Annotated in this window: 16 protein-coding genes and 1 tRNA gene; 10 read left to right on the forward strand and 7 right to left on the reverse strand. The window is 71.2% G+C overall.

Going from position 1 to position 22,382, the window contains the following annotated elements:
- The first annotated feature begins 305 nt into the window (after positions 1–305).
- Positions 306–701, forward strand: coding sequence for an ATP-binding protein (locus ACWCQM_RS10260; RefSeq protein WP_450914854.1), 396 nt, complete (start codon positions 306–308; stop codon positions 699–701).
- Positions 702–758: 57 nt separating this feature from the next.
- Here the strand turns inward: ACWCQM_RS10260 and mfd are convergent, their stop codons facing one another.
- On the reverse strand, positions 759–4,289 hold the full coding sequence (gene mfd / locus ACWCQM_RS10265; RefSeq protein ID WP_450914855.1) for a transcription-repair coupling factor: 3,531 nt from the start codon (positions 4,287–4,289) through the stop codon (positions 759–761).
- Between the two features lie 180 nt (positions 4,290–4,469).
- Between mfd and ACWCQM_RS10270 the strand changes: the two genes are divergently transcribed.
- The gene (locus ACWCQM_RS10270; RefSeq protein ID WP_450914856.1) at positions 4,470–4,712 is read left to right on the forward strand and encodes a type II toxin-antitoxin system Phd/YefM family antitoxin; all 243 of its coding nucleotides are present in this window, start codon (positions 4,470–4,472) and stop codon (positions 4,710–4,712) included.
- 96 nt (positions 4,713–4,808) lie between these two features.
- Here ACWCQM_RS10270 and ACWCQM_RS10275 read toward each other — a convergent pair whose 3' ends face one another.
- Together ACWCQM_RS10275 and ACWCQM_RS10280 are read right to left on the reverse strand one after the other, a co-directional pair.
- The gene (locus tag ACWCQM_RS10275) at positions 4,809–7,391 is read right to left on the reverse strand and encodes an ABC transporter permease (protein WP_450914857.1); all 2,583 of its coding nucleotides are present in this window, start codon (positions 7,389–7,391) and stop codon (positions 4,809–4,811) included.
- On the reverse strand, positions 7,388–8,176 hold the full coding sequence (locus ACWCQM_RS10280) for an ABC transporter ATP-binding protein (RefSeq protein WP_450914858.1): 789 nt from the start codon (positions 8,174–8,176) through the stop codon (positions 7,388–7,390). The genes ACWCQM_RS10275 and ACWCQM_RS10280 overlap by 4 nt, the downstream gene beginning before the upstream one ends.
- Before the next feature lie 342 nt (positions 8,177–8,518).
- Here ACWCQM_RS10280 and ACWCQM_RS10285 point away from each other — a divergent pair, with 342 nt between their 5' ends.
- The 3 genes from ACWCQM_RS10285 to ACWCQM_RS10295 all read left to right on the forward strand — a co-directional run bounded on the left by ACWCQM_RS10285 (position 8,519) and on the right by ACWCQM_RS10295 (position 12,367).
- Positions 8,519–10,135 carry an MFS transporter gene (locus ACWCQM_RS10285; protein ID WP_450914859.1) on the forward strand — a complete coding sequence of 539 codons (1,617 nt, stop codon included), beginning with the start codon at positions 8,519–8,521 and terminating at the stop codon, positions 10,133–10,135.
- A 157-nt stretch (positions 10,136–10,292) separates the two neighbouring features.
- Entirely contained in the window at positions 10,293–10,763 is a 471-nt protein-coding gene (locus ACWCQM_RS10290; RefSeq protein ID WP_450914860.1) for a DUF485 domain-containing protein, read from the forward strand.
- Entirely contained in the window at positions 10,760–12,367 is a 1,608-nt protein-coding gene (locus ACWCQM_RS10295; RefSeq protein ID WP_450914861.1) for a sodium/solute symporter, read from the forward strand. The genes ACWCQM_RS10290 and ACWCQM_RS10295 overlap by 4 nt, the downstream gene beginning before the upstream one ends.
- A gap of 36 nt (positions 12,368–12,403) precedes the next feature.
- On the opposite strand, the gene ACWCQM_RS10300 is transcribed toward ACWCQM_RS10295, so the two are convergent.
- From ACWCQM_RS10300 to ACWCQM_RS10310, 3 genes are all read right to left on the reverse strand, one after another.
- Positions 12,404–13,300 (reverse strand): cellulose-binding protein, encoded by an 897-nt coding sequence (locus tag ACWCQM_RS10300; protein WP_450914862.1) that lies wholly within the window; start codon positions 13,298–13,300, stop codon positions 12,404–12,406.
- A 189-nt stretch (positions 13,301–13,489) separates the two neighbouring features.
- Positions 13,490–15,922 carry an SUKH-4 family immunity protein gene (locus ACWCQM_RS10305; RefSeq protein WP_450914863.1) on the reverse strand — a complete coding sequence of 811 codons (2,433 nt, stop codon included), beginning with the start codon at positions 15,920–15,922 and terminating at the stop codon, positions 13,490–13,492.
- Complete coding sequence (locus ACWCQM_RS10310; protein ID WP_450915261.1) at positions 15,919–16,896, reverse strand: SMI1/KNR4 family protein; 978 nt, start codon at positions 16,894–16,896, stop codon at positions 15,919–15,921. Before ACWCQM_RS10310 ends, ACWCQM_RS10305 begins: the two co-directional genes overlap by 4 nt.
- Positions 16,897–17,134: 238 nt before the next feature.
- On the opposite strand from ACWCQM_RS10310, the gene ACWCQM_RS10315 reads away from it, so the two are divergent.
- Together ACWCQM_RS10315 and ACWCQM_RS10320 are read left to right on the forward strand one after the other, a co-directional pair.
- The gene (locus ACWCQM_RS10315; protein WP_450914864.1) at positions 17,135–17,656 is read left to right on the forward strand and encodes a YwqJ-related putative deaminase; all 522 of its coding nucleotides are present in this window, start codon (positions 17,135–17,137) and stop codon (positions 17,654–17,656) included.
- Positions 17,657–17,667: 11 nt separating this feature from the next.
- A complete protein-coding gene (locus ACWCQM_RS10320; RefSeq protein ID WP_450914865.1) occupies positions 17,668–18,186 on the forward strand; it encodes an SUKH-3 domain-containing protein in 519 nt (172 codons plus the stop codon).
- A gap of 97 nt (positions 18,187–18,283) precedes the next feature.
- Here the strand turns inward: ACWCQM_RS10320 and ACWCQM_RS10325 are convergent, their stop codons facing one another.
- Entirely contained in the window at positions 18,284–19,606 is a 1,323-nt protein-coding gene (locus ACWCQM_RS10325; RefSeq protein WP_450914866.1) for a sensor histidine kinase, read from the reverse strand.
- 154 nt (positions 19,607–19,760) lie between these two features.
- Between ACWCQM_RS10325 and ACWCQM_RS10330 the strand changes: the two genes are divergently transcribed.
- From ACWCQM_RS10330 to glmU, 3 genes are all read left to right on the forward strand, one after another.
- Positions 19,761–20,624, forward strand: a complete 864-nt coding sequence (locus ACWCQM_RS10330) for a hypothetical protein (protein ID WP_450914867.1) — start codon at positions 19,761–19,763, stop codon at positions 20,622–20,624.
- 15 nt (positions 20,625–20,639) lie between these two features.
- A tRNA-Gln gene (locus ACWCQM_RS10335) sits at positions 20,640–20,711 on the forward strand.
- A gap of 108 nt (positions 20,712–20,819) precedes the next feature.
- Positions 20,820–22,268 (forward strand): bifunctional UDP-N-acetylglucosamine diphosphorylase/glucosamine-1-phosphate N-acetyltransferase GlmU, encoded by a 1,449-nt coding sequence (gene glmU, locus ACWCQM_RS10340; RefSeq protein ID WP_450914868.1) that lies wholly within the window; start codon positions 20,820–20,822, stop codon positions 22,266–22,268.
- Positions 22,269–22,382 lie beyond the last annotated feature (114 nt).

The raw sequence follows: 22,382 nt of genomic DNA on the forward strand, positions 1-22,382 counted from the left end.
CCACCCGGTCGGACGCCGTCACCTCACCCGCACGCACGATCTTCTGCGTCCCTCGCCTACCCATGGCCGCCGCGTCAGATGCCCACACGTCGCCGGAACCGGACACCGACGGTGCCAGGTAGCGGGCGGACGTGCCCGCCGGCTCTCCCTCAGTCACGGACTCCTCCTCGCACCGACATCACGGACCGTCTCGAATCACACGGTAGGCGAAGTACTCAGGCCTCCCCAAAAGATTACCTTGCTGCTTTTCGCGAATAGCAGTACGGTGTGCGCGTCAAAGCCCACGAGCAACGGGGTGAACCACCGTGTCTCTGTCGCAGCAACAACGCTTCCCCCGGCGGAAGACGTCCGTCCGCGCCTCCCGCGACTTCGTGACCGACGTCCTCACCGAGTGGCGGCTGACGCCCCTGATCGAGGACATGACGCTCTGCGTCTCCGAGCTCGCGACCAACGCCCTTCTGCACGCGGTCCCGCCCGGCAGGGAATTCGCCGTCCGCCTGAGCACCACGGACGACCTCGTCCGGCTCGAAGTCCGGGACAGCGGCGACGGCCGGCCCGTCCACCGGACACACGAACCGGACACGGCGAATTGCTCGGGACGAGGCCTGTACATCGCCGACCGGCTGGCGGCGGAACTAGGCGTGCGCCATCACGTCGTCGGCAAGACCGTCTGGGTGGTCTTCGAAAAGCCATCGTCGTAGCCACCGGAGCGCAGGCGCCTCCCGCCGCCGGAGCACCGGCAGCGGGGGCGGCACGTCCTACGAACCAAGAATCGTCGTGAGGAACTCCCCGGTCCACGACAGGAGTTCGCGGCCCACCACCGGCTTCCCGCCGATCCGGCCCGCCGTCGGCCTCGGCACCAGGATCTGACGCGTGGCCGGCTTGAAGATCGTCTTCGGGTGCAGCCGCTTCAGCCGCAGCTCCTGCGACTCCCGCAGCTCCACCGGCGCGAAGCGGATGTTCGGCCCCTGGAGCACGATCTCGCCCACCCCGCACGCCCGCGCCAGCATCCGCAGACCGGCCACCAGCAGGAGGTTCTCCACCGGCTCCGGCAGCTTGCCGTAGCGGTCGGTGAGCTCCTCGCGCACCGCCCTGATGTCCTCCTCCGAGTTCGCGGAGGCGATCGCGCGGTACGCCTGGAGGCGCAGCCGCTCCCCCGGGGCGTAGTCGTGCGGGACGTGCGCGTCGACCGGGAGCTCGATCTTGACCTCCAGCGGCGGCTCCTCCTCGGCCCCGCCGTCCACCGCCGCGCGGTAGTCCGCCACCGCCTCGCCGACCATCCGGATGTACAGGTCGAAGCCGACCCCCGCGATATGACCGGACTGCTCGCCGCCGAGCAGATTTCCGGCGCCCCGGATCTCCAGGTCCTTCATCGCCACGTACATGCCCGCACCCATCTCGGTGTGCTGGGCGATGGTCGCCAGCCGCTCGTGCGCGGTCTCGGTGAGCGGCTTCTCCGGCGGATACAGGAAGTAGGAGTAACCCCGGTCACGGCCACGGCCGACACGGCCGCGCAGCTGGTGCAGCTGCGAGAGGCCGAAGTTGTCGCCGCGCTCCACGATCAGCGTGTTGGCGTTGGAGATGTCGATGCCGGACTCGACGATCGTCGTCGAGACCAGCACGTCGAACCTCTTCTCCCAGAAGTCGACGACGACCTGCTCCAGCTGGCTCTCGCCCATCTGCCCGTGCGCCGTGGCGATCCGCGCCTCGGGGACGATCTCGCGCAGCCGCGCCGCCGCCCGGTCGATGGACTCCACCCGGTTGTGGATGTAGAACACCTGGCCCTCACGCAGGAGTTCACGACGCACGGCCGCGCCGATCTGCTTCTCCTCGTACGGGCCGACGAAGGTCAGGACCGGGTGGCGCTCCTCCGGGGGCGTCGTGATCGTCGACATCTCGCGGATGCCGGTCACGGCCATTTCGAGCGTACGGGGGATGGGGGTCGCCGACATCGTGAGCACGTCCACGTTGGCGCGGAGCTTCTTCAGCTGCTCCTTGTGCTCGACGCCGAAGCGCTGCTCCTCGTCGACGATGACCAGGCCCAGGTCCTTGAACTTCGTCTCCGACGAGAACAGCCGGTGCGTGCCGATGACCAGGTCGACCGAGCCGTCCTTGAGCCCCTCCAGCGTCGCCTTCGACTCGGTGTCCGACTGGAAGCGGCTCAGCGCCCGCACGTTGACGGGGAACTGGGCGTACCGCTCGGTGAACGTGCCGAAGTGCTGCTGGACCAGCAGTGTCGTGGGCACCAGGACGGCGACCTGCTTGCCGTCCTGGACCGCCTTGAAGGCCGCCCGCACCGCGATCTCCGTCTTGCCGTAACCGACGTCGCCGCAGATCAGCCGGTCCATCGGGACGGACTTCTCCATGTCCTCCTTGACCTCGGCGATCGTGGACAGCTGGTCGGGCGTCTCCGCGTACGGGAAGGCGTCCTCCAGCTCGCGCTGCCACGGGGTGTCCGGGCCGAAGGCGTGGCCGGGGGCCGCCATCCGCGCCGAGTACAGCTTGATCAGGTCGGCGGCGATCTCCTTGACCGCCTTCTTCGCCCGCTGCTTCGTCTTCGTCCAGTCGGCGCCGCCCAGCCGGTGCAGGGTCGGGGCCTCCCCGCCGACGTACTTGGTGACCTGCTCCAGCTGGTCGGTGGGGATGTACAGGCGGTCGCCCGGCTGGCCGCGCTTGGCGGGGGCGTACTCGACGAGGAGGTACTCACGGGTCGCACCCTGCACGGTGCGCTGGACCATCTCGATGTAGCGGCCGACACCGTGCTGCTCGTGGACGATGAAGTCGCCCGCCTGGAGGGTCAGCGGGTCGATCGACTTGCGGCGGCGGGCCGGCATCCGGCCCAGGTCCTTGCTGGCCGTGCGCTGTCCGGTCAGGTCCGTCTCGGTCAGCACCGCCAGCTTCAGCGCCGCGTCGACGAAGCCGTGGTCGATGGCCCCGCACGAGACATGGACGAGCGACGGCGCGAGATCGGCCAGGTCCGGGTCGAGGCGGGCCGCGATGCCCTCGCCGCCGAGCACCTCCACGGTGCGCGACGCGGGCCCCTGCCCCTCGGTGACGTACACCGTGCGCCAGCCCTCGGCCAGCCACCCCTTGGTGTCCGCGAGCGCCCGGGCGGTGTCGCCCCTGTACGCCTCCGGGGCGCGCATCCCGAGCTTCAGGGTGTCGTCGTCCAGCTCGTCGTCCGCGGCGAACGGCGAGACGGTCCACCACAGCATGCCCAGCTCACGGGCCCGGTCCCGGACATCGGCGATGCCCCACAGGGAGGCCGCGCCGACATCGATCGGCGCCTCGCCGCCGCCCGCCGTGGCCGCCCAGGACGCCTGGAGGAACTCCTGGCTGGTCGCGACGAGGTCCGCGGCCCTGGTGCGCACCCGCTCGGGGTCGCAGACCACCGCCATCGAGCCCTGCGGCAGGACGTCGAGCAGCAGCTCCATCTCGTCGACGAGGACCGGGGCGAGCGACTCCATGCCCTCGACCGCGATGCCCTCCGCGATCTTCCCGAGCAGTTCGCCCAGCTCGGGGTGTTCCTCCGCGAGGGCAGCCGCCCGCGACCGCACGTCCTCGGTGAGCAGCAGCTCACGGCAGGGCGGGGCCCACAGCCCGTGCTCGGCGACCTCCAGGGAGCGCTGATCGGCGATCTTGAAGTAGCGGATCTCCTCGACGTCGTCGCCCCAGAACTCCACCCGGAGGGGGTGCTCCTCGGTCGGCGGGAAGACGTCCAGGATGCCGCCGCGCACGGCGAACTCACCACGCTTCTCGACCAGTTCCACACGGGCGTACGCCGCCGCCGCGAGGGCGTCCACGACCTCGCCCAGATCCGCGCTCTGCCCGCTGCTCAGCGCCACGGGCTCCAGGTCGCCGAGGCCCTTGACCTGGGGCTGGAGCACGGAGCGCACGGGCGCGACGACCACCCTGACCGGGCCCGTCTCCGGGTCGTCCTGCCGGGGGTGCGCGAGCCTGCGCAGCACCGCGAGACGGCGTCCCACGGTGTCCGAGCGGGGCGAGAGCCGCTCGTGGGGCAGTGTCTCCCAGGAGGGGAACTCCGCCACGGTGTCCGGGGGCAGCAGGGTCCGCAGCGCGGCCGCCAGGTCCTCGGCCTCCCGGCCGGTCGCGGTGACGGCGAGCACGGTGCGCCCGGCGTCACGGGCCAGTGCCGCCACGGCGAAGGGGCGCGCGGCGGGCGGGCCCACCAGGTCGACGTGGGGCCGGTGGCCGTCGGTGGCGGCCTTCACCGCTTCGGAGAGCGCCGGGTCGGTGACGACGACGTCCAGCAGACCGTGCAGGCTCATGAAGGTTCCGTCCGGTGTGGCGAGTGAGCAACGCGAAGGGCCCGACACGTGGCACGGGCCGGGGGCTCCAGCGTACGACGCCGGTGTGTCACTCGCGCGAGGGAACGCCGTTGTCCGTACGGCGGCAGCGGGGCTAGCCCTGATCCGTAGCCGGTCCACGTCCGGCCCGAGCGAGGCGTCATGGAAGCAGTCCGGCAGTACGACGTGCACGAGGCCAAAACCCACTTCTCGCGCATTCTGCGGCAGGTCGAGGCCGGTGAGGAAGTCGTGATCAGCCGGGCGGGGGTGCCCATCGCGAAGGTGGTGCCCCTTCGGTCCAAGGTCAACCGGACCGACTGCGGCGCCCTCCGCGGGCAGATCCACATCCGGGACGACTTCGACGAGCTGCCGGACGACATCGCCGAGGCATTCGGGATGCGCTGACGTGGCGCGCCTGACCGCGGCAGCCGGACGCGAACCGGCCCCGGGGCGTTTGGAGGAACGCCCCGGGGCCGGATCAGTCATCTTACGGCCGGGCCGTCACCCGTCCGTGGCGATCGCGTTCAGGACGTTCATCCGGCCGGCCCGGAAGGCCGGGACCAGGGCGGCGAACAGTCCGACGAAGGCCGAGGCGACGAACACGGTGACGATCGTCGGCCAGGGGATCTCCAGGACCTGTAGCCCTTCCAGGGCCAGCAGCTTCTGGGCGGAGGTGCCCCAGCCCATGCCCAGGCCGAGTCCGAGCAGCGCGCCGAAGAGGGCGATGACGACGGACTCCAGCCGGATCATGCGCCGCAGCTGGCGGCGGGAGAGGCCGATCGCCCGCATCAGGCCGATCTCGCGGGTCCGCTCGACCACCGACAGGGCCAGGGTGTTCACCACTCCGAGCACCGCGACGATGATCGCCAGGGCGAGCAGGCCGTACACGATGTTCAGCAGCTGGCCGATCTGGTTCTTCAGGTCCTCCTTGAAGTCGGCCTGGTTCTGGACCTTGTACTGCGGGTAGGCCGCGAGCGAGCTCTTGAGGGCGGCGTACGCCTCCTTCTCCTTGCCGTCCTCCGCCGACGCGAACATGATCATGTTCTTGGGCATGCTGCCGGCGTCGACGTAACGCTCGGCGGTGGTGACGTTGGTGTAGTTCGCGCCCCGGTCGACGTTCGTGTCGTCCGAGGTGATGGCGGCGACCTTCAGCTGGGCGGTGTCGCCGGCCTTGAAGGCGACGGTGATCTTGTCGCCGACCTCGATCCTGTGCAGGGCGGCGTAGTCCGATCCGACCGACATGGAGTCGGCGCCGTACGCCTTCGCCAGGTCACCGGCGGTGGTCTTGCGCCGCAGGTCCTGCGGGTAGGTCGGGTCGGCGGCGGTGACCTGCTCGTCGGCGGTGGAGCCGTCGGGGTTGGTGAACGTCGCGGAGAGCACCCGGTAGTCCGTGACGTGCTCGATGCCGGGGACCTTCTCGATGGCCTGTGCGGCCTGCGGCACGATGAGCTGGCCGGTGTTCGACTGGACGATGAAGTCCGTGCCGACCGACTTGTCGAGCTCGTCGGTGGCCGAGGCGACCATGGACGAGCCGACGACCGACAGGCACGCCACCAGGGCGAGGCCGATCATGAGGGCCGCGGCGGTGGCTCCCGTACGCCGGGGGTTGCGCAGCGCGTTGCGCTCCGCGAGCCGCCCGACCGGGCCGAAGAGCCGCAGGACGACGGCGCCGAGCACCCGCACGACGACACCGGCGAGCAGCGGGCCGATCACGATGAAGCCGATGAGGCTGAGGACCACGCCCAGGCCGAGGTAGAGCGAGCCCTCGCTCGCCTCGTCGGCCCGGGTCGCCGTCCACAGGCCCGCGGCACCGGCTCCGGTGAGGACCAGGCCGAGTGCGGCCCGTACCCAGCCGGACTTGGCGTCCGCCGGGGTGCCGGCGTCGCGCAGGGCGGCCATCGGGGAGACCTTCCCGGCGCGGCGGGCGGGGATGTACGCCGCGAGGACGGTGACGACGATGCCGAGGGCCAGCCCGATCGCCGGTGTCGTCCAGGCGATGGTGAGGTCCCTGGTGGACAGCTCCATGCCCATGGCACCCATGAGCTTCATCAGCCCGACGGCGAGCCCGATGCCCGCGCCGACGCCGAGGACCGATCCGACGATGCCCAGGAGCACCGCCTCGACCAGCACGGACCGGTTGACCTGCTTGCGGCTGGAGCCGATGGCCCGCATCAGGCCGATCTCGCGGGTGCGCTGGGCGACCAGCATCGAGAAGGTGTTGACGATCAGGAAGATGCCGACGAGGAAGGCGATCCCGGCGAAGCCGAGCATCGCGTACTTCATGACGTCCAGGAAGGAGCCCATGGAGTCCTTGCCGTCCGCCGCGGCCTCCTCCTGGGTGCGCAGCTTGTACGAGGCCGAGTCACCGAGGGCGGTGGCGACGTTCTTCTTCAGCTGGGTGTCACTGACGCCGGGTTCGGCGGTGACGGAGATGTGGGTGAAGACACCGGGGGCGCCCAGCAGCTTCTGCTGCGCGGTGGCGGTGTCGAGGTAGACGACGGCCGCACCGGGGTTGGTCACGGTGAAGGAGGCGATCCCGGTGATCCTCGCCCGGATGTCACCGGTGACGGCGATCGTGCGCACCTCGTCGCCGAGCTTCAGGTGGTGCTCCTCGGCGGTGTCGGCGTCGATCATGGCCTCGGTGGGGCCGCGCGGGGCGTGGCCGGAGGTGATCTCCATGGACCGCAGGTCGTTGGTGGTCCAGTTGCCCGCGATGGTCGGGGCTCCGGTGTCCGAGCCGAGGTTCTTGTCGCGGCTGTCGACGAGGGTCACGGACATGCTGGTGACCGCGCCCTCGGCCTTCTTCACACCCTCGGCTCCGGCGATCTCGGCCACGACGGACGCGGGGAGCGCCTCGGGCTTGCCGTTCTCCGGGAGGTCGTCGGCGCCGGTCGCCTTCTTCGGGCTGACCGTGACATCGGCGGACGTGGCCGCGAAGAGCTTGTCGAAGGTGGTGTTCATGGTGTCGGTGAAGACGAGCGTGCCGCAGACGAACGCCACCGACAGCAGGACCGCGACGGCGGAGAGCGCCATCCGCCCCTTGTGCGCGAGGAAGTTGCGCATCGAGGTCTTCCATACGGTCATGACGTCCGCCCGCGCGCGTCGAAGTCCTTCATCCGGTCCAGGACCTGCTCGGCCGTCGGGTTCTGCATCTCGTCGACGAGGGAGCCGTCCGCGAGGTAGAGCACCCGGTCCGCGTAGGAGGCGGCCACGGGGTCGTGGGTGACCATGACGATCGTCTGGCCGAGCTCGTCGACCGACTTGCGCAGGAAGGACAGCACCTCGGCCCCGGCCCGTGAGTCCAGGTTCCCGGTGGGCTCGTCACCGAAGATGATCTCCGGGCGGGCGGCGAGGGCACGGGCCACCGCCACACGCTGCTGCTGGCCGCCGGAGAGCTGGGTGGGCCGGTGCTTCAGCCGCTCGGCGAGGCCGACGGTCTCCACGACCTGCCGCAACCAGGCGGCGTCGGGCCTGCGGCCCGCGATGTCCATCGGCAGCGTGATGTTCTCGATCGCGTTGAGCGTCGGGAGCAGATTGAACGCCTGGAAGATGAAGCCGATGCGGTCGCGGCGCAGCTGGGTGAGCTTCTTGTCCTTGAGGCCGGTGATCTCGGTGTCGGCGAGGTGGATCTGCCCCGAGGTCACGGTGTCCAGACCGGCGAGGCAGTGCATCAGCGTCGATTTGCCCGACCCGGACGGCCCCATGATGGCCGTGAACTGCCCGCGGGCGATGTCCACATCGACGTGGTCGAGCGCGACGACCCGGGTCTCCCCCGCCCCGTACGCCTTGACGACCTGCCGCGCCCGCGCTGCGACGGCCGTACGCCCTCCAGTGTCCCCGTGCCTGGGAATCGTTACAGCCGTTGTCACGGTAAGTCTCCTATGTCGGTCGATGCGTGGACGTCTCTGTGTACGTTCCGAGTCTGGTGTGCGAGGGGGGTCCGGCGCGCTGGTGCCCAGCGCAGTCTTCGCAGGGGGTTTTCCCCACCCCACCCCCTGCGGCCGGCCGCATCCCCCCGGTACAGGAACACGCTAGGGAACGGGGCCCCCGCCTCTCGTCCTCCGGCGGGAGGAACCGCCCCCGGCCCCAAGTACGGAGCTCCCCCTAAGGGTTCGGGCCCGCGGACCAGGACCTGGGTAGGGGTGGTCCGCCCCTCGGGCTCCGTCTCCCGTACGGCCGCCTGCGGTGAGAGAGTGTCCTCCGGGAAATAGATGCATAGGGAAGGAACCCCTGTGGGCGGCACGGAAGGCGTCGGCGGTACGGAGAGCCAGGAAGCGGTGCCCGGGACACCCACCACCGGCACGGCACCGGACGCGGCACGCGCCCGCCGCCGGGTCGCGGCGGCCCTGATGCTCGGCATGGGGCTCGCCGCCCTGGACGGCACCATCGTCGCGACCGCCGTCCCGCAGATCGTCGGCGACCTCGGCGGCTTCGCCGTCTTCTCCTGGCTCTTCTCCGGCTATCTGCTCGCCGTCACCGTCACCCTGCCGGTGTACGGGAAGCTCTCCGACACCTTCGGCCGCAAACCCGTCCTGGTCGCGGGCATCATCCTCTTCCTGGTCGGCTCCGTCCTGTGCGCCGCCGCCTGGAACATGGCCGCGCTCATCGCCTTCCGGGTCGTCCAGGGGCTCGGCGGCGGAGCCCTCCAGGGCACGGTGCAGACCATCGCGGCCGACCTGTACCCGCTCAAGGAGCGCCCGAAGATCCAGGCCAAGCTCTCGACGGTCTGGGCCACTTCGGCGGTGGCGGGGCCCGCGGTCGGCGGGCTGCTCGCCTCGTACGCCGACTGGCGCTGGATCTTCCTGATCAACCTGCCCGTCGGCGCGGTCGCCCTCTGGCTGGTGGTCCGCCACCTCCACGAACCGGCCCGGCCGCGCCCCGCCGCCCGTCCCCGGGTCGACTGGGCGGGCGCCCTCGCGGTGTTCGCGACCGGCGCGCTGCTGCTGACCGCGCTCGTCCAGGGCGGCGTCGCCTGGCCGTGGCTCTCCGCGCCCTCGCTCGGGCTGCTGGGGGCGAGCGCCGCGATGGCCGCCCTGACCGTCGTCATCGAGCGGCGGGCCGCCGAACCCGTCATCCCCGGCTGGGTCTGGCGGCGCCGCACCATCGCCTCGGTGAACCTGGCCCTGGGTGCGATGGGGCTGCTCATGGTCGCACCGACGGTCTTCCTGCCGACGTACGCCCAGTCCGTCCTGGGGCTGGGTCCGATCGCCGCCGGGTTCGTCCTGTCGGTGATGACGCTGAGCTGGCCCGTGGCCGCGGCCCTCTCCGACCGGGTCTACAACCGGATCGGCTTCCGCCGCACCGCGATCACCGGCATGTCCGGGGCCCTGCTCGTCCTGCTCTGCTTCCCGCTGCTGCCCTATCCGGGCGCCGCCTGGCAGCCCGCCCTGCTCATGCTGCTGCTCGGCGCGACCCTCGGCCTCTTCCAGCTTCCGCTGATCATCGGCGTCCAGTCCACGGTCGGCTGGACCGAGCGCGGCACCACCACGGCGTCCGTGCTCTTCTGCCGCCAGGTCGGACAGAGCCTGGGCGCCGCCCTGTTCGGCGCCGTGGCCAACAGCGTGCTCGCCTCCCGGCTCACCGCCGCAGCCGTCCCGGGACTGCCGGACGACCTGGACGCCGTCTCGCACGCCCTGGAGGCCCCGGCGTCCCTGTCCGCCGCCGCGACGGACCATCTGCGCCGGGCCGTCGACACCGCGGTCGACCATGTCTTCACGGGCGCCGCGGTCGCCGCCGTACTCGCCCTGCTGATCCTCGTCTTCCTCGCCCCACGCCGCTTCCCGGTCCTGGACGAACACGAAAGCGCTCCCCGTACACCCGCGGACTGAGGGCCGCCCAGGGGACAACTGGCGTGTTACCCACGGTAGTTCACCCGTAACGCTCCCTCTCCGCGATACCCGCGAGTAACGTACGCGCTCCCAACAGCGCACCCGCGCCGCCGCCTTGCAGCCCGCCCCGGGCCCGAGCCATGCAAGGAGCACCACCATGCCGCACAACTCGCACCCCCACCCGGTGCGGCCCCACCGGCCCCCGCCGCCCCGATATCCCGGCGACTACCTCATGCCCTGGCAGAGCTCACCGCCGCCACCACCCGGCCGGCCGGCCACCGCCCCGCGCCCGGCCCCCGCGCCCGGCCGCCACGGCGACCTGCGCCGGCTGCGCACCGCCTACCGCCTGCTGCGCCGCGTCTCCACACTCACCGCACTCGGCTACTTCACCCTCTTCCTCGTACTGTCCGGCTACGCCCCCGGCCTGATGACCCGCCCCGTCGGGGACAGCGGACTCACCACCGGCCTCGCCCTCGGCCTGGGCCAGCTCCCCGTCGCTCTCGCCGCCGTCGCCGTCTACGAACGGACCGCCCGCCGCACCGTCGACCCGCTCTGCGCCGGACTCCGCGACCGGGCCGGACCCACCGGCCCACCGGCTGGCGACCACAGAAGGGGGACGGGCCGGTGAACGGCTTCGAGGAGTCCGCCCGGACGCTGTCCCTGACCGCGTTCATCGCCGTCGCCAGCATCACCCTGCTGCTCTGCGTCATGACCGGACCCGACCGCGACGACCTCGACGGCTTCTGCACCGGCCACCGCTCGCTCTCACCCCTGCGGGGCGGCCTCGCCATCGCCGGCGACTACCTCTCCGCCGCCACCGTCCTCGGCACCACCGGAGTCATCGCCCTCACCGGCCACGACGGCCTCGTGCTCGCCCTCAGCACCGCGCTCTCCCTGGTCCTGCTGATGTTCCTGCTCGCCGAACCCCTCCACAACGCGGGCCGGTTCACCATGGGCGACATGCTCACCCGGCGCACCCCAGGCCGGGCCGCCCGCATCACGTCCTGCGCCGTCACCCTCGCCGCCCTGCTGCCGCTCATGGTCGTCCAGCTCTCCGGCAGCGGCGACCTGCTCGCCTTCATGCTCGGCTTCGACAGCTCCGGCTTCCGCACCGGATCCATCATCACCCTCGGCATCCTCATGACCGGCTACGCGGCCATCGGCGGCATGCGGGGCACCGCCGTCATCCAGATCATCAAGACCCTCGCGCTCCTCGGCGCGTGCCTCCTCGTCTCCGCCCTCGTCCTCGACCGCTTCGACTGGGACACCGCCGCACTCCTGCGCGCCGCCACCGCCGGCAGCGGCGCGGGCAGCGCCTACCTGCACTCCGGGCTCCAGTTCGGCGGCAACGACCTCGACATGATCAGCTCCGAACTGACCGTCGTGCTCGGCGCCGCCTGCCTCCCCCACATCACCATGCGGATGACCGGCGCGAGCGACGCCCGCGCCGTCCGCCGCTCCCTGTCCTGGGCGGTCTGCGTCGTCGCCGGACTCTGCCTGCTCCTCGCCGTCATCGGCTTCGGCGCCGCAGCCCTCGTCGGGCACGACCGCATCACCGCCGCCGGAGCCCAGGGCAACAGCGCGATCCTCCAGGTCACCGGCGCCGTCGCGGGCGGCGGCAAGGCCGGGGCGCTCGTCGTCACCACCATGACCACGGCGATCTTCCTGACCCTGCTCGCCTCCGTCGCGGGAATGATCCTGGCCTGCGCCAACTCCCTCGCCCACGACCTCTTCGCCCACGGCCTGCGCCCCGGGAAACCCGTCGGCGACCGGCGGGGCACCGCCACCGCACGGGGCGCGGCGATCGGCGTGGGAGCACTCGCCATCGCCCTCGCCGTGCCGGCCAGACACTGGAACGTCCAGGCCCTGGTGACCCTGTCGTTCTGCATCGGGGCATCCGCCATCGCCCCGGCGCTCGTCTACAGCATGTTCTGGCGCCGCTTCACCCGCACCGGCCTGCTCTGCACCCTCATCGGCGGCACCGCCTGCGTACTCGTCCTGATCACCGGCATCAACCTCGTCTCCGGCTCCCCCGGCTCCGTCTTCCCCGACCGCGACTTCAACTGGTTCCCCCTCACCACGACCGGCCTGGTCTCCATCCCCTTCGGCTTCCTGGCCGGCTGGCTCGGCACCGTACGCGGCCGGAACACCGACCCCGCGGGACAACGCCGCCAGTACGAGGCGGCGGAACCCTGGATCCTCGCGGGAGCCCCGCCCGCCCGACGCCGGTGAACCCGGCGGCAGAAGCCCGCAGAACCCTGCCCGCGCCTACTCCACGGACCCCGCCACCGCACGCCCCGTCAACGCCGCCAGCGAACTGCGTACGTGCGCCATGTGCGCCTGCACCTCCTCGCGGCCCTCCTCGTGCTCCCGCAGCACCCGCTCGGTCTCCCGCACGATCCGCTCCTCCGCCAGCCTGGCCGCCGACACCAGCTGCGCCGCCCGCGCCTCCGCGTCCTCCTGGCCGTGCCTGGCCGCCTCCTCCGCGTCCGCGAGCTCCCGCCGCGCCCGCGCCAGCAGCGCCTCACCACGGGCCGTCAGCTCCGCCTCGCGCTCCGCCGCCGCGGCCTCCGCCGCGGCGAACCCGGCGTCCGCCGCCTTGCCCCGGTCACCGTGCTCCTGCTCCTGGTGCGCCAGCACACTCGCCGTACGCCGACGCGTGCCCTCCATCTCCGCTTCCGCCGCACCCCGCACCTCGGCCGCCTCCCGGCGCGCGTCCTCCACCAGCTCCGCGGCCGAACCCCGCGCCCCCGCCAGCACCTCGTCAGCACCGGCGTCCGCCGCCGCCCGCACCGCGCCCGCCCGCTCGCGCGCCGTCTCACGGACCTCCCGGCCCGCCGAGTCCGCCGCGTCCCGCAGCGCCTGACCCTCCTCCTGCGCGGCGCCCAGCACCGCCTCGGCCTCGGCCTCCGCCAGCGCCAGGATCTGCCGCGCCCGCTCCCCCAGGGACTGATACGTCTGCGGAGCGAGGGAGGCGACCACCTCACCCAGCCGCGCCGACTCCTCGGCCAGCTCATCGGCCAGCACCCTCAGCCGGGACAGCCGGTCCAGGGCCCCGTCCCGCTCGGCGGACAGCGAGGCCACCATGCGGTCCACCTGCTCAGGACGGTAACCACGCCCCCGTACAGCCACGAAACCGTGCCCGGACACCGGTCCACCACTCATCCCTGAAGCCCTCTTTCCCGCTCTCCGACGCCCCGACCATGACGCAATACGTCAAGGATGCGGTAATTGGCCCGGAAGTCGGAATCGATCAGCTGCTTTCAGGACGAGAGCGTTCCGAATCACAGAACCGCACACAAAAGGCGCCTGCCCCCAAAAGGAACAGACGCCTCTCGCACACAACCGGTCGGATCAGAGCAGCCCGTCCCACATCTGCTCCAGCAGAACCGACCACCAGCTCTCCGGCGACGCCAGCGCAGCCGGATCGACCGCCACCAGCTGAGCCTGGAAATCAACCGTCCAACGGCCCGCCTGCTCCGGATTCAGCCCGTACCGCAACCGCCACATCCGGCCCAGCAACGCCATCGACCGCACGAACTCGGGCAGCCCCGTGTTCACGAACTGCGGCGGCACCGGCGACCCACCCGGACCCGCCTCCACCGGAACGGCCACGATGTTCGCCGTCCCGTACTGCACACAGATCGCCCGGCCGAAGTCCGAACCCATCACCAGATACGAACCCGCGTCCGACGCCGGCTGCACCTGCCGCTGCGCCGCCAGCTCCGCCAGCGTCGGCACCACAGGATGCCCCGGCTGCGCCCAGAAGAACGGCCCGAAATCGGCGGGCAGCCCCGCCCACACCAGCGTCTGCGCCACGACCTCGGGCACACCCTGACGGGACACCGCCCGCTGGTCGAACCGCAGCACACCCGGACCGAACGCCCCGTGCAGCTCCTCCGCCAGCGCCTCCGGCCGAACCGGCATCGCGGGCGGCATCTGCGGCAACGGCGCCCGCACCGGAGCGGACCGCGCCGGACCGTCCGCCACCTGATGCAGCTCACCCTGATGCGTCAGCAGATGCTGCATGCCCTGCTGCCGGCTCGCGTGATCCGTCCCGTACGGCGCCACACTCGTGATCCGGACCTGCGGCCAGGTCTCCCGGATCATCCGCGCACAGTACCCACCGGGCAGCTCGCACGACTCCAGCTCCGTGTGCAACTCGATGACCTGCTGCGGCGGCACACCCATCGCCCGCAGCTCGTGCAGCATCTGCCACTCCGGATGCGGAGTACCCGGCGCCGAACGCCGGATCAGCTGCTGCTCACTGCCGTCGGCCGCACGGAAGCGCAGCACGGCCTGATAGCCGGGCCCGACCGTCGGCTGACCCGGCGGCTGCTGCGGGTAGCCGTACCCACCGGGCGGCGGCGGAGTGTGCGGACCCGGCACACCAGGAGGCGGCGTCGCCCCGGGACCGACCTGACCGGGACCCGCCAGCATCGTCGCGGCATGGTGCACCCCGCCACCCGGAGGCGGCGTCGCGCCCGGAGGAGGGCCGGGCGGACCGGGAGGACCCGGAGGCGGCGTGGAACCGGGCGGAGGCGGCATCGCACCCTGAGCGCCAGGAGCACCCTGGGCCCCAGGGGCACCCGGAGGACCGGGCGGACCGGGAGGACCCGGAGGACGCGGCGCGTTCGGGCCGCCGATGCTCGCGTCGGCGAACATCGTCGCGGCCTGGTGCATCCCGCCACCCGGAGGCGGCGTCGAACCCTGCGGGGGTCCCGGAGGGCCGGGAGGACCAGGAGGACCGGGAGGCTGAGGCGCACCCGGAGCCCCGGGCGGACCCAGCTGCGAGACCAGCTGCGTCGGCAGGTACCCACCCGCCGGCGCACCGGGCGCACCCGGACCCGACGGCGGCGCGGACACCCCCGGCGTACCCGGCGCACCGGGCGGCGGCGGAGTCGTCGACGCCGGCCCCCGCACACCCCTCGGCTCCACGACAGCCTTGCTCGTCGCCGCATCGGAGATGTCCCCCGCACCGGCACCAGGACCGGGACCAGAAGGCCCCGGCGCCCCCGGCGGCGGCGCAAACGGGTCCAGCCCCGGAACCAGCGCCGTCGGCGGCAGCTGACTGCCACCCGACATCAACGCGGTCGGCGCCTCCGCGGACACCACCGGCGGCGGAGTCCCGTCATCGTCCGAACCCGAGAGCGGGGGCGCGAACACCGTCGCCGGCAGCGCCACACCACCCTCGTCGCCCGCCGCGTTCGTGTCCGTACCCGCCCAGGGAGTCCCCGAGGCAGGCACACCGTCCGACGCCGTCGGCTCATGATCCGGCTGCCCACCGGCCGCCGGCCACGCACGCGCACCCGCACCGGAGCCGGCCTGCGCGGGAACAGAAGGAGAAGAAGACGAAGAAGCCGGATCACCGGAGGACGGCGCATCCGCCCCCGCACGACGATCCGGAATCCCCAGCTTGTCCGCCGCCTCCTGAAGCCACTCCGGCGGACTCAGCAAGAACGACGTCTGATTCAGATCGATACGCTGCGGCGGCTCCGGAGCCGGCTCCGCCACCGCGGACACCCCGTACTCCTCCTCGTACCGCCGGATCACCTCACCCACCGGCAGCCCCGGCCACAACGTGGCCTCACCACTGTCACGGGCGATCACCAGCCGCTGACGGCCCCCGTCCGAAACCGGACCCTCGGCCCGGTCCTCGGCCCACACCACAAAACCCAGCTCGAACTCACGGACCCGGACCTCACGATGCTGATACGCGGGCACATCACCGTTGACCCACTCATCCGCCCGCTCCTGCGCCTGCGCGAACGTCACCACCGCGCTCACCCCTCCACCGGGACGGCCCGCGCGAAGCCACCGTCCACCATCAGGTTCGCCACCGTCTCCAGCTCCGGCGGATTGCCCGCGAGACGCTGGAGGAAAGCATCGAAGTCCTCACCGCACGGCAGCAGCAGCCGGTCCACCCGCTCCTGCACACCCCAGCCGTCCTGGTCCCGCGCATCGTCGTAGGCGCAGAACCACACCGACCCCACACCGCCGCCCCGGACCTTCACGGCCAGAATGCCGCCCTGGACGAAACCCACGCCCAGGAAATCCTTCGTGAAGTGATCCCGCAGACACTTGTTCACGTACACCAGGTCGTTCATCGCGGCTTCCTCACGCACCGTGAAGAACGGCTGGTCCACCAGCAGCCCCAGCTCCGCGTCCAGCGCGGCACCCACCGGAGCCGAACCGCCCGCCGCCTTCAGGAACGAACGGTACGCACCCGGAAGGCGATACCCGAGATCCTCCTCGACCCCCAGGATCTGCTGCTCACCCACGGCGACAGCACCCTTCGGCAGCCGGAAGTGAGCGGGCCTCGTCTCCTGCAACGGCCTCGTACCCCGACGGTTCTGATCCACCGGAGTCGTCGCCAGACCGCCGTGATGACGCAGCAGCGCCTTCACCTCGACCGGAACCAGCTCCATCCGCCGGCCACCCGCCACGTGATGCCACGTCCAGCCGTGCGGAGTCGCCACCGCGGGAATCGTGTCCCACAGCTCATGACCGCTCGCCGCGAGCGCCGCGTTCGCCGACACGTAGTCCGTCAGCCGCAGCTCGTCGATCCCGAAACCCGGAGGCGGATCAGCGATCTCCGCGGCGGCACGCGCATACGGCGAAAGCACCGGATAGCCGTTCCCGTCCACCTGCACACCTCTGGGGTGGCGGGACGCCCGGACAGGATCCGGGAAATGCACGACCTGCCCGGCATAGGCCGCGTTCGGTGGCGCGGCTTGCTGCCCGAGCCGACCTGTCGTCATGGCGGTTGCCCCCTGCTGCGTCTGGTGTTCCGCACAGCCTATGCGGTGGCGCAACCAGGCCACCCGCCCCCGCACCCCCACTCACCCAACGTCACCGACGCGTGACGGACGCGCGACAACCGGGCCACCCGCCCACGACACGAAGACACGTTTCACCCACCCAGCTTCCCCACCACCCTGCATATTTGGCAGGCTGTCCCCCGCAACTCGGGGGATTGCAGGGAGGGACAACAGCACCATGCGCACAGCACAAACAGTCACATCCGGAGACCCACGACTCAGTTGGAGCACCACCGAGCCCAGCCGCCCACCCCAGCTCCACCACCGCCGCGACGGCATCCTGCCCGCCGTGGCCGCAGCCCTGTCCGTACGCGGAGAAACCCTCACCTGCACCGCAGGCAAAGGCGACCAGCCCCCGGTCCTCCACCCCCTCGTACAGGACTTCCTCGACACCCTCGCCACCAACCAGCGCGAACGCTTCACCGGACGCTGCCCCGAAGCCATACTCCTGTCACGACAGCTCACCGCAGCCGACGACAGCCGCTCCAAACGCGCCCAGCGCAAACCCCTCACCAACGGCGAGGCCCGCCGCGCGCTCAAACACGCCCGCCTCACCGCCCGCCGCATCCGCGAGGACGGCGACCCCCTCCACGGCACGTACGCGCCACCCTGCCGCTCCTGCACCGAGATGCTCGCCCACTTCGGCGTACGCCCCGTCGACCTCACCCACGGTGCGGCGACCACAGCCGAGAAGGGCTGAGCAACAGCACCATGCACGAACGAATCGACGTACCCGCCCAGCAGGACCGCACCTCCACCACCCGCTTCCCCGTCGCCGTGGACGCCGCGCTCCGCGACGCCGGATGGCAGCCCGGACGCTGGGACATCCGGCAGGCCGAGGAATGGGCCGACGCCCTGCGCTCCCACGCGTCCCCCGCCGGACACCAGCACGCCGTGTTCCCCGCGGCCGTCGAAGCCTGGGCCGAATTCGGCGGACTCCGCATCAGCTCCACCGCACCCGGCCGGCAGATCGCCACCGCCACCGTGCACATCGACCCGCTCAGCGGCCTCCACCTCGCACGTACCCTCGGCGACCTCGGACGCGCACTCGAAACAGAGGTCGCACCCCTCGGCCAAGAAGGCGACGGACAGGCCGTCCTCGCCATCGACAGCGAAGGACGCGTCTACTCCATCGACCACACCGGAGACTGGTACCTCGGCTCCGACATCGACCGCGCCTTCGAAACACTCATGACCGGCGTACAACCGGCCAGACTCACCTCGGGCTGAGACCACCCGGACCGGACCCCGGACCGGCCCAGCCCCGAACCGGCCCAACCCCAGACCCAGCCCCAGGGCCGAGGCAGCCCCACAGGCCGCCGCCCCCTCAGACCCCCGCCGCCCCACCGTCCGGCAGCACCGCCGACACCCGGAAACCACCCGCGTCAGTCGGCCCCGACACGAACACACCCCCGAGCCCCAGCACCCGCTCCCGCATCCCCACCAGACCGTTCCCCCCACTCGGCAGCCCCGCATCCGCCGTCACACCGTCCGACGGACCGTTCTCCACCTGCATCGCCACCTCGGACCCCCGATGCGCCAGCCGCACCCACGTCCTCGCACCCGCCGCATGCTTGTGGACGTTCGTCAACGCCTCCTGCACCACCCGGTACGCCGTCTGCTCCACCTCCGGGGCATACGGACGCAGCTCCCCCTCCACCGACAGCTCCACCGTCATCCCCGCATCCCGGGACTGCGCCACCAGCGCCTCCACCTCACGCAGACGCGGCCCGTCCTCCGCCACCATCTCCGCGACCGCCGCGGCAACACGCCCCACCGACGCCAGCGGCACCCGGCCCGACCGCGGAGCCACCAGCGCGTCCCCGCTCCGCAGCACCCCGAGCATCTCCCGCAGCTCCGTCAACGCCTGCCGGCCCATGTCACCCACCAGCGCCGCATTGCGCACCGCCTTCGCCGGATCCTTCGGAGCCACCGCCTGCAACGCCGCCGCGTGCACCACCATCAGACTCACCCGGTGCGCCACCACGTCGTGCATCTCCCGCGCGATCCGCGTCCGCTCCTCCGTACGCGCCCACTCGGCCCGCTCCTCCGCACGGTCCGCCAGCAGCGACAGCTCCCGCTCCAGCGAATCCGCACGCTCCCGCAGGCTCTCCATCAGCCTGCGCCTGGCCCCGATGTAGAGCCCGAAGAGCACCGAGGGCGCCGTCAGCCCCAGCGACATGAAGAGGGACACCACCGGGACGTACCAGAACCCGGGCCCGAAGTCGGCATGGGCGTCCATACTCTGCCGGAGCCGCACGTACGACACGATGAACGTGCCGACCAGCGTCATCCCCGTCAGCACCACCGTGATCCGCCGCGGCACCTCGGAAGCCGCCAGGGTGTACAACCCGACGATCCCCATCAGGAAACCCATCTCGGCCGGCGTCGTCGCGATCGACACCAGCACCACGGCGATCGGCCACCGCCTGCGCAGCACCAGCACCGACCCCGCCGCCAGCCCGAACAGCACCGCCAGCGGCACCGGCAACCCGGTGTCCCCGGCGAACTCCACCCCCTCCAGCGCACACTCCAGCGCCGAAAGAAGCGCCAGTCCCACGTCCAGGGCGACACTGCGCCGCCGCTCCCACCACCAGTAGCCGCGGGTGGTCTGCCCCGCCGCTTCCTGGTCTGCCCCCGTTGCGGTCATGGCATCCAGCGTACGGGCGGGCGCATCTCTTTTTCCGGAGACTCCAAGAGCACAGAAAGTGACTGGTCAAGCCGTAAACGCAGGTAATCGCACGATCCGGCGAACCGAGCGCCTTTTCGACCCGGACGTCCGCATTCCGGACGAGGCTGTCCGTATGACACATGCCACTGGCAAGTACGCGGACTTCGAGGGCCTGCGGGAGAAGGCGGTCGCGCTGCGGCGGGAGGGCCTCAGCCGCCGCCAGATCCGCGACCGGCTGCACGTCGACAACAACGACATCCTGAACCGGCTCCTGGAGGGCGAGCCCGCCCCGGAGTGGACGAAACGCCCCAACGCGAAGGACGACCTACGAGCCAAGGCCCGGGAGCTGCGGCTCCAGGGGATGACCTACGACCAGATTCAGGTGGAGCTGGGGTGCTCGAAGGGTTCGATCTCGCTCTGGGCGCGGGACCTGCCGAAGCCGGTCCGCAGCCGAAGCGCCATCGAGCAGGCCCGGCTTGCCGGGCGCCTGCGCTGGGATCACGAACTGGCCGTGCGCGACGAGGAGCGGCAGCGGACGAAGGCCGCTGCGCAGGCAGCGATCGGCAACCTCACGGATCGGGAGCTTCTCCTCATCGGCGTAGGCCTCTACTGGTCCGAGGGGGCGAAGGACAAACCGTACGACCGCCGGGAGAACCTGGCGTTCGTCAATAGCGACCCAGGCATGATCGAGACCTATCTGGCCTGGCTGGCCGTGGTGGGGGTCACGCCTGACCGCATCTGCTTCCGAGTCATGATCCACGAGACAGCAGAGGTCGAGGCCGCCGAACGCTACTGGGCGGAGCTTGTGGGAATCGACGCCTCAGCGCTCCAGAAGACCACGCTGAAGAAGCACAACCCCAAGACCTCTCGCAAGAACACCGGCGAGACCTACCACGGATGTCTGGTGATCCGTGTTTCTCAAGGTGCGGAGTTGTACCGTCGAGTTGAAGGCTGGTGGCGCGGAATCGTGGATCAGGCCCAACTCCGCCTCAGGTAGGGTCTGACGCAGTGATCCGCCGTGGGGTAGCGGCATCCCGCAGGCCTTTGGAGCCTTGAGACGCTGGTTCGAATCCAGCCGGCGGAGCCCACGCATCGGGCCCCGACCTCACCGGTCGGGGCCCGCGCTCGTTTCGGGCATATACGCCCCCGGTATCCTGCGGATGTCCACCACCCGAAGCCGAAGGGCACATCCGTGAGCGCCACAAGCCCGGCCGCCGTCGTCGTCCTCGCAGCGGGTGAGGGCACCCGCATGAAGTCGAAGACCCCCAAGGTCCTGCACGAGATCTCCGGGCGCTCGCTCGTCGGACATGTCGTCGCCGCCTCCCGTGAGCTCGACCCCCAGCACCTCGTCGTGGTCGTCGGCCATGCCAGCGAGCAGGTCACCGCTCACCTCTCCGCCGGGGAGACCCCCGTGCGCACCGCGTACCAGGCCGAGCAGAACGGGACCGGCCACGCCGTCCGCATCGCTCTCGAAGAGCTCGGCGGAACCGTCGAGGGCACCGTGATCGTGGTCTGCGGCGACACCCCGCTGCTCTCCGGCGAGACGCTCTCCGCGCTGGCCGCCACCCACGCCGCCGACGCGAACGCCGTCACCGTGCTGAGCGCCGAGGTCCCGGACTCGACCGGCTACGGCCGGATCGTCCGTGACGCGGCCACCGGTGCCGTCACCGAGATCGTCGAGCACAAGGACGCCACCGACGCCCAGCGCGCGATCCGGGAGATCAACTCCGGCGTCTTCGCCTTCGACGGCCGGCTGCTGAGCGAGGCCCTCGGCAAGGTGCGCACGGACAACAGTCAGGGCGAGGAGTACCTCACCGACGTGCTGTCGATCCTGCGTGAGGACGGGCACCGCGTCGGGGCGTCCGTGGCGGGCGACCACCGGGAGATCCTGGGCATCAACAACAGGCTCCAGCTCTCCGAGGCCCGGCGGCTGCTCAACGAGCGGCTGCTGGAGCGGGCGATGCTGGCCGGCGTAACGGTCGTGGACCCGGCGTCGACCCTGATCGACGCGACGGTGACGTACGAGCGTGACGCGGTCGTGCACCCCGGTACGCAGCTGCTCGGCTCGACCCACCTCGCGGAGGACTCCGAGGTCGGCCCGAACTCGCGCCTGAAGGACACCGTGGTCCACGCGGGCGCCCGGGTGGACAACACGGTCTCGGACAGCGCCGAGGTGGGCCCCGGGGCGTCCGTGGGTCCGTTCGCCTATCTGCGGCCCGGGACGCGGCTCGGCTCGAAGGCGAAGGCCGGGACGTACGTCGAGATGAAGAACGCGACGATCGGCGAGGGCACGAAGGTGCCGCACCTGAGCTATGTCGGGGACGCGACGATCGGCGACCACACCAACATCGGCGCCGCGAGCGTCTTCGTGAACTACGACGGGGTGGCCAAGCACCACACCACGATCGGGTCCCACTGCCGGACCGGGTCGGACAATATGTTTGTGGCGCCTGTCACGGTCGGGGACGGCGTTTACACGGCTGCCGGTTCGGTCATCACCAAGGATGTGCCGGCAGGTTCGCTGGCCGTCGCCCGGGGCCAGCAGCGGAATATCGAGGGCTGGGTCGCCCGGAAGCGTCCCGGGAGCGCGGCGGCTCAGGCCGCTCAGGCTGCCGCACGGGAGACCGACGGCGAAAGCTGACCGGAAACAGGTGCGCCAAAGGCGGCGTACCGTGATAGATGCTCACCCATTTCGGCTGGCTCGTCGCACATCGGGACACATGCGTGCGGTGCCAGATACACGTCTGAGGAGACT

It is taken from the genome of Streptomyces sp. NPDC002125 (assembly GCF_053593715.1).

Coding starts and splice junctions, on each gene's coding strand:
- ACWCQM_RS10310 (WP_450915261.1), bottom strand. CDS start 16,896: ATGACGACAGGTCGGCTCGGGCAGCAAGCCGCGCCACCGAACGCGGCC.
- ACWCQM_RS10300 (WP_450914862.1), bottom strand. CDS start 13,300: ATGAGTGGTGGACCGGTGTCCGGGCACGGTTTCGTGGCTGTACGGGGG.
- ACWCQM_RS10320 (WP_450914865.1), top strand. CDS start 17,668: ATGCACGAACGAATCGACGTACCCGCCCAGCAGGACCGCACCTCCACC.
- ACWCQM_RS10290 (WP_450914860.1), top strand. CDS start 10,293: ATGCCGCACAACTCGCACCCCCACCCGGTGCGGCCCCACCGGCCCCCG.
- ACWCQM_RS10315 (WP_450914864.1), top strand. CDS start 17,135: ATGCGCACAGCACAAACAGTCACATCCGGAGACCCACGACTCAGTTGG.
- ACWCQM_RS10330 (WP_450914867.1), top strand. CDS start 19,761: ATGACACATGCCACTGGCAAGTACGCGGACTTCGAGGGCCTGCGGGAG.
- ACWCQM_RS10275 (WP_450914857.1), bottom strand. CDS start 7,391: ATGACCGTATGGAAGACCTCGATGCGCAACTTCCTCGCGCACAAGGGG.
- mfd (WP_450914855.1), bottom strand. CDS start 4,289: ATGAGCCTGCACGGTCTGCTGGACGTCGTCGTCACCGACCCGGCGCTC.
- ACWCQM_RS10285 (WP_450914859.1), top strand. CDS start 8,519: ATGCATAGGGAAGGAACCCCTGTGGGCGGCACGGAAGGCGTCGGCGGT.
- ACWCQM_RS10270 (WP_450914856.1), top strand. CDS start 4,470: ATGGAAGCAGTCCGGCAGTACGACGTGCACGAGGCCAAAACCCACTTC.
- ACWCQM_RS10325 (WP_450914866.1), bottom strand. CDS start 19,606: ATGACCGCAACGGGGGCAGACCAGGAAGCGGCGGGGCAGACCACCCGC.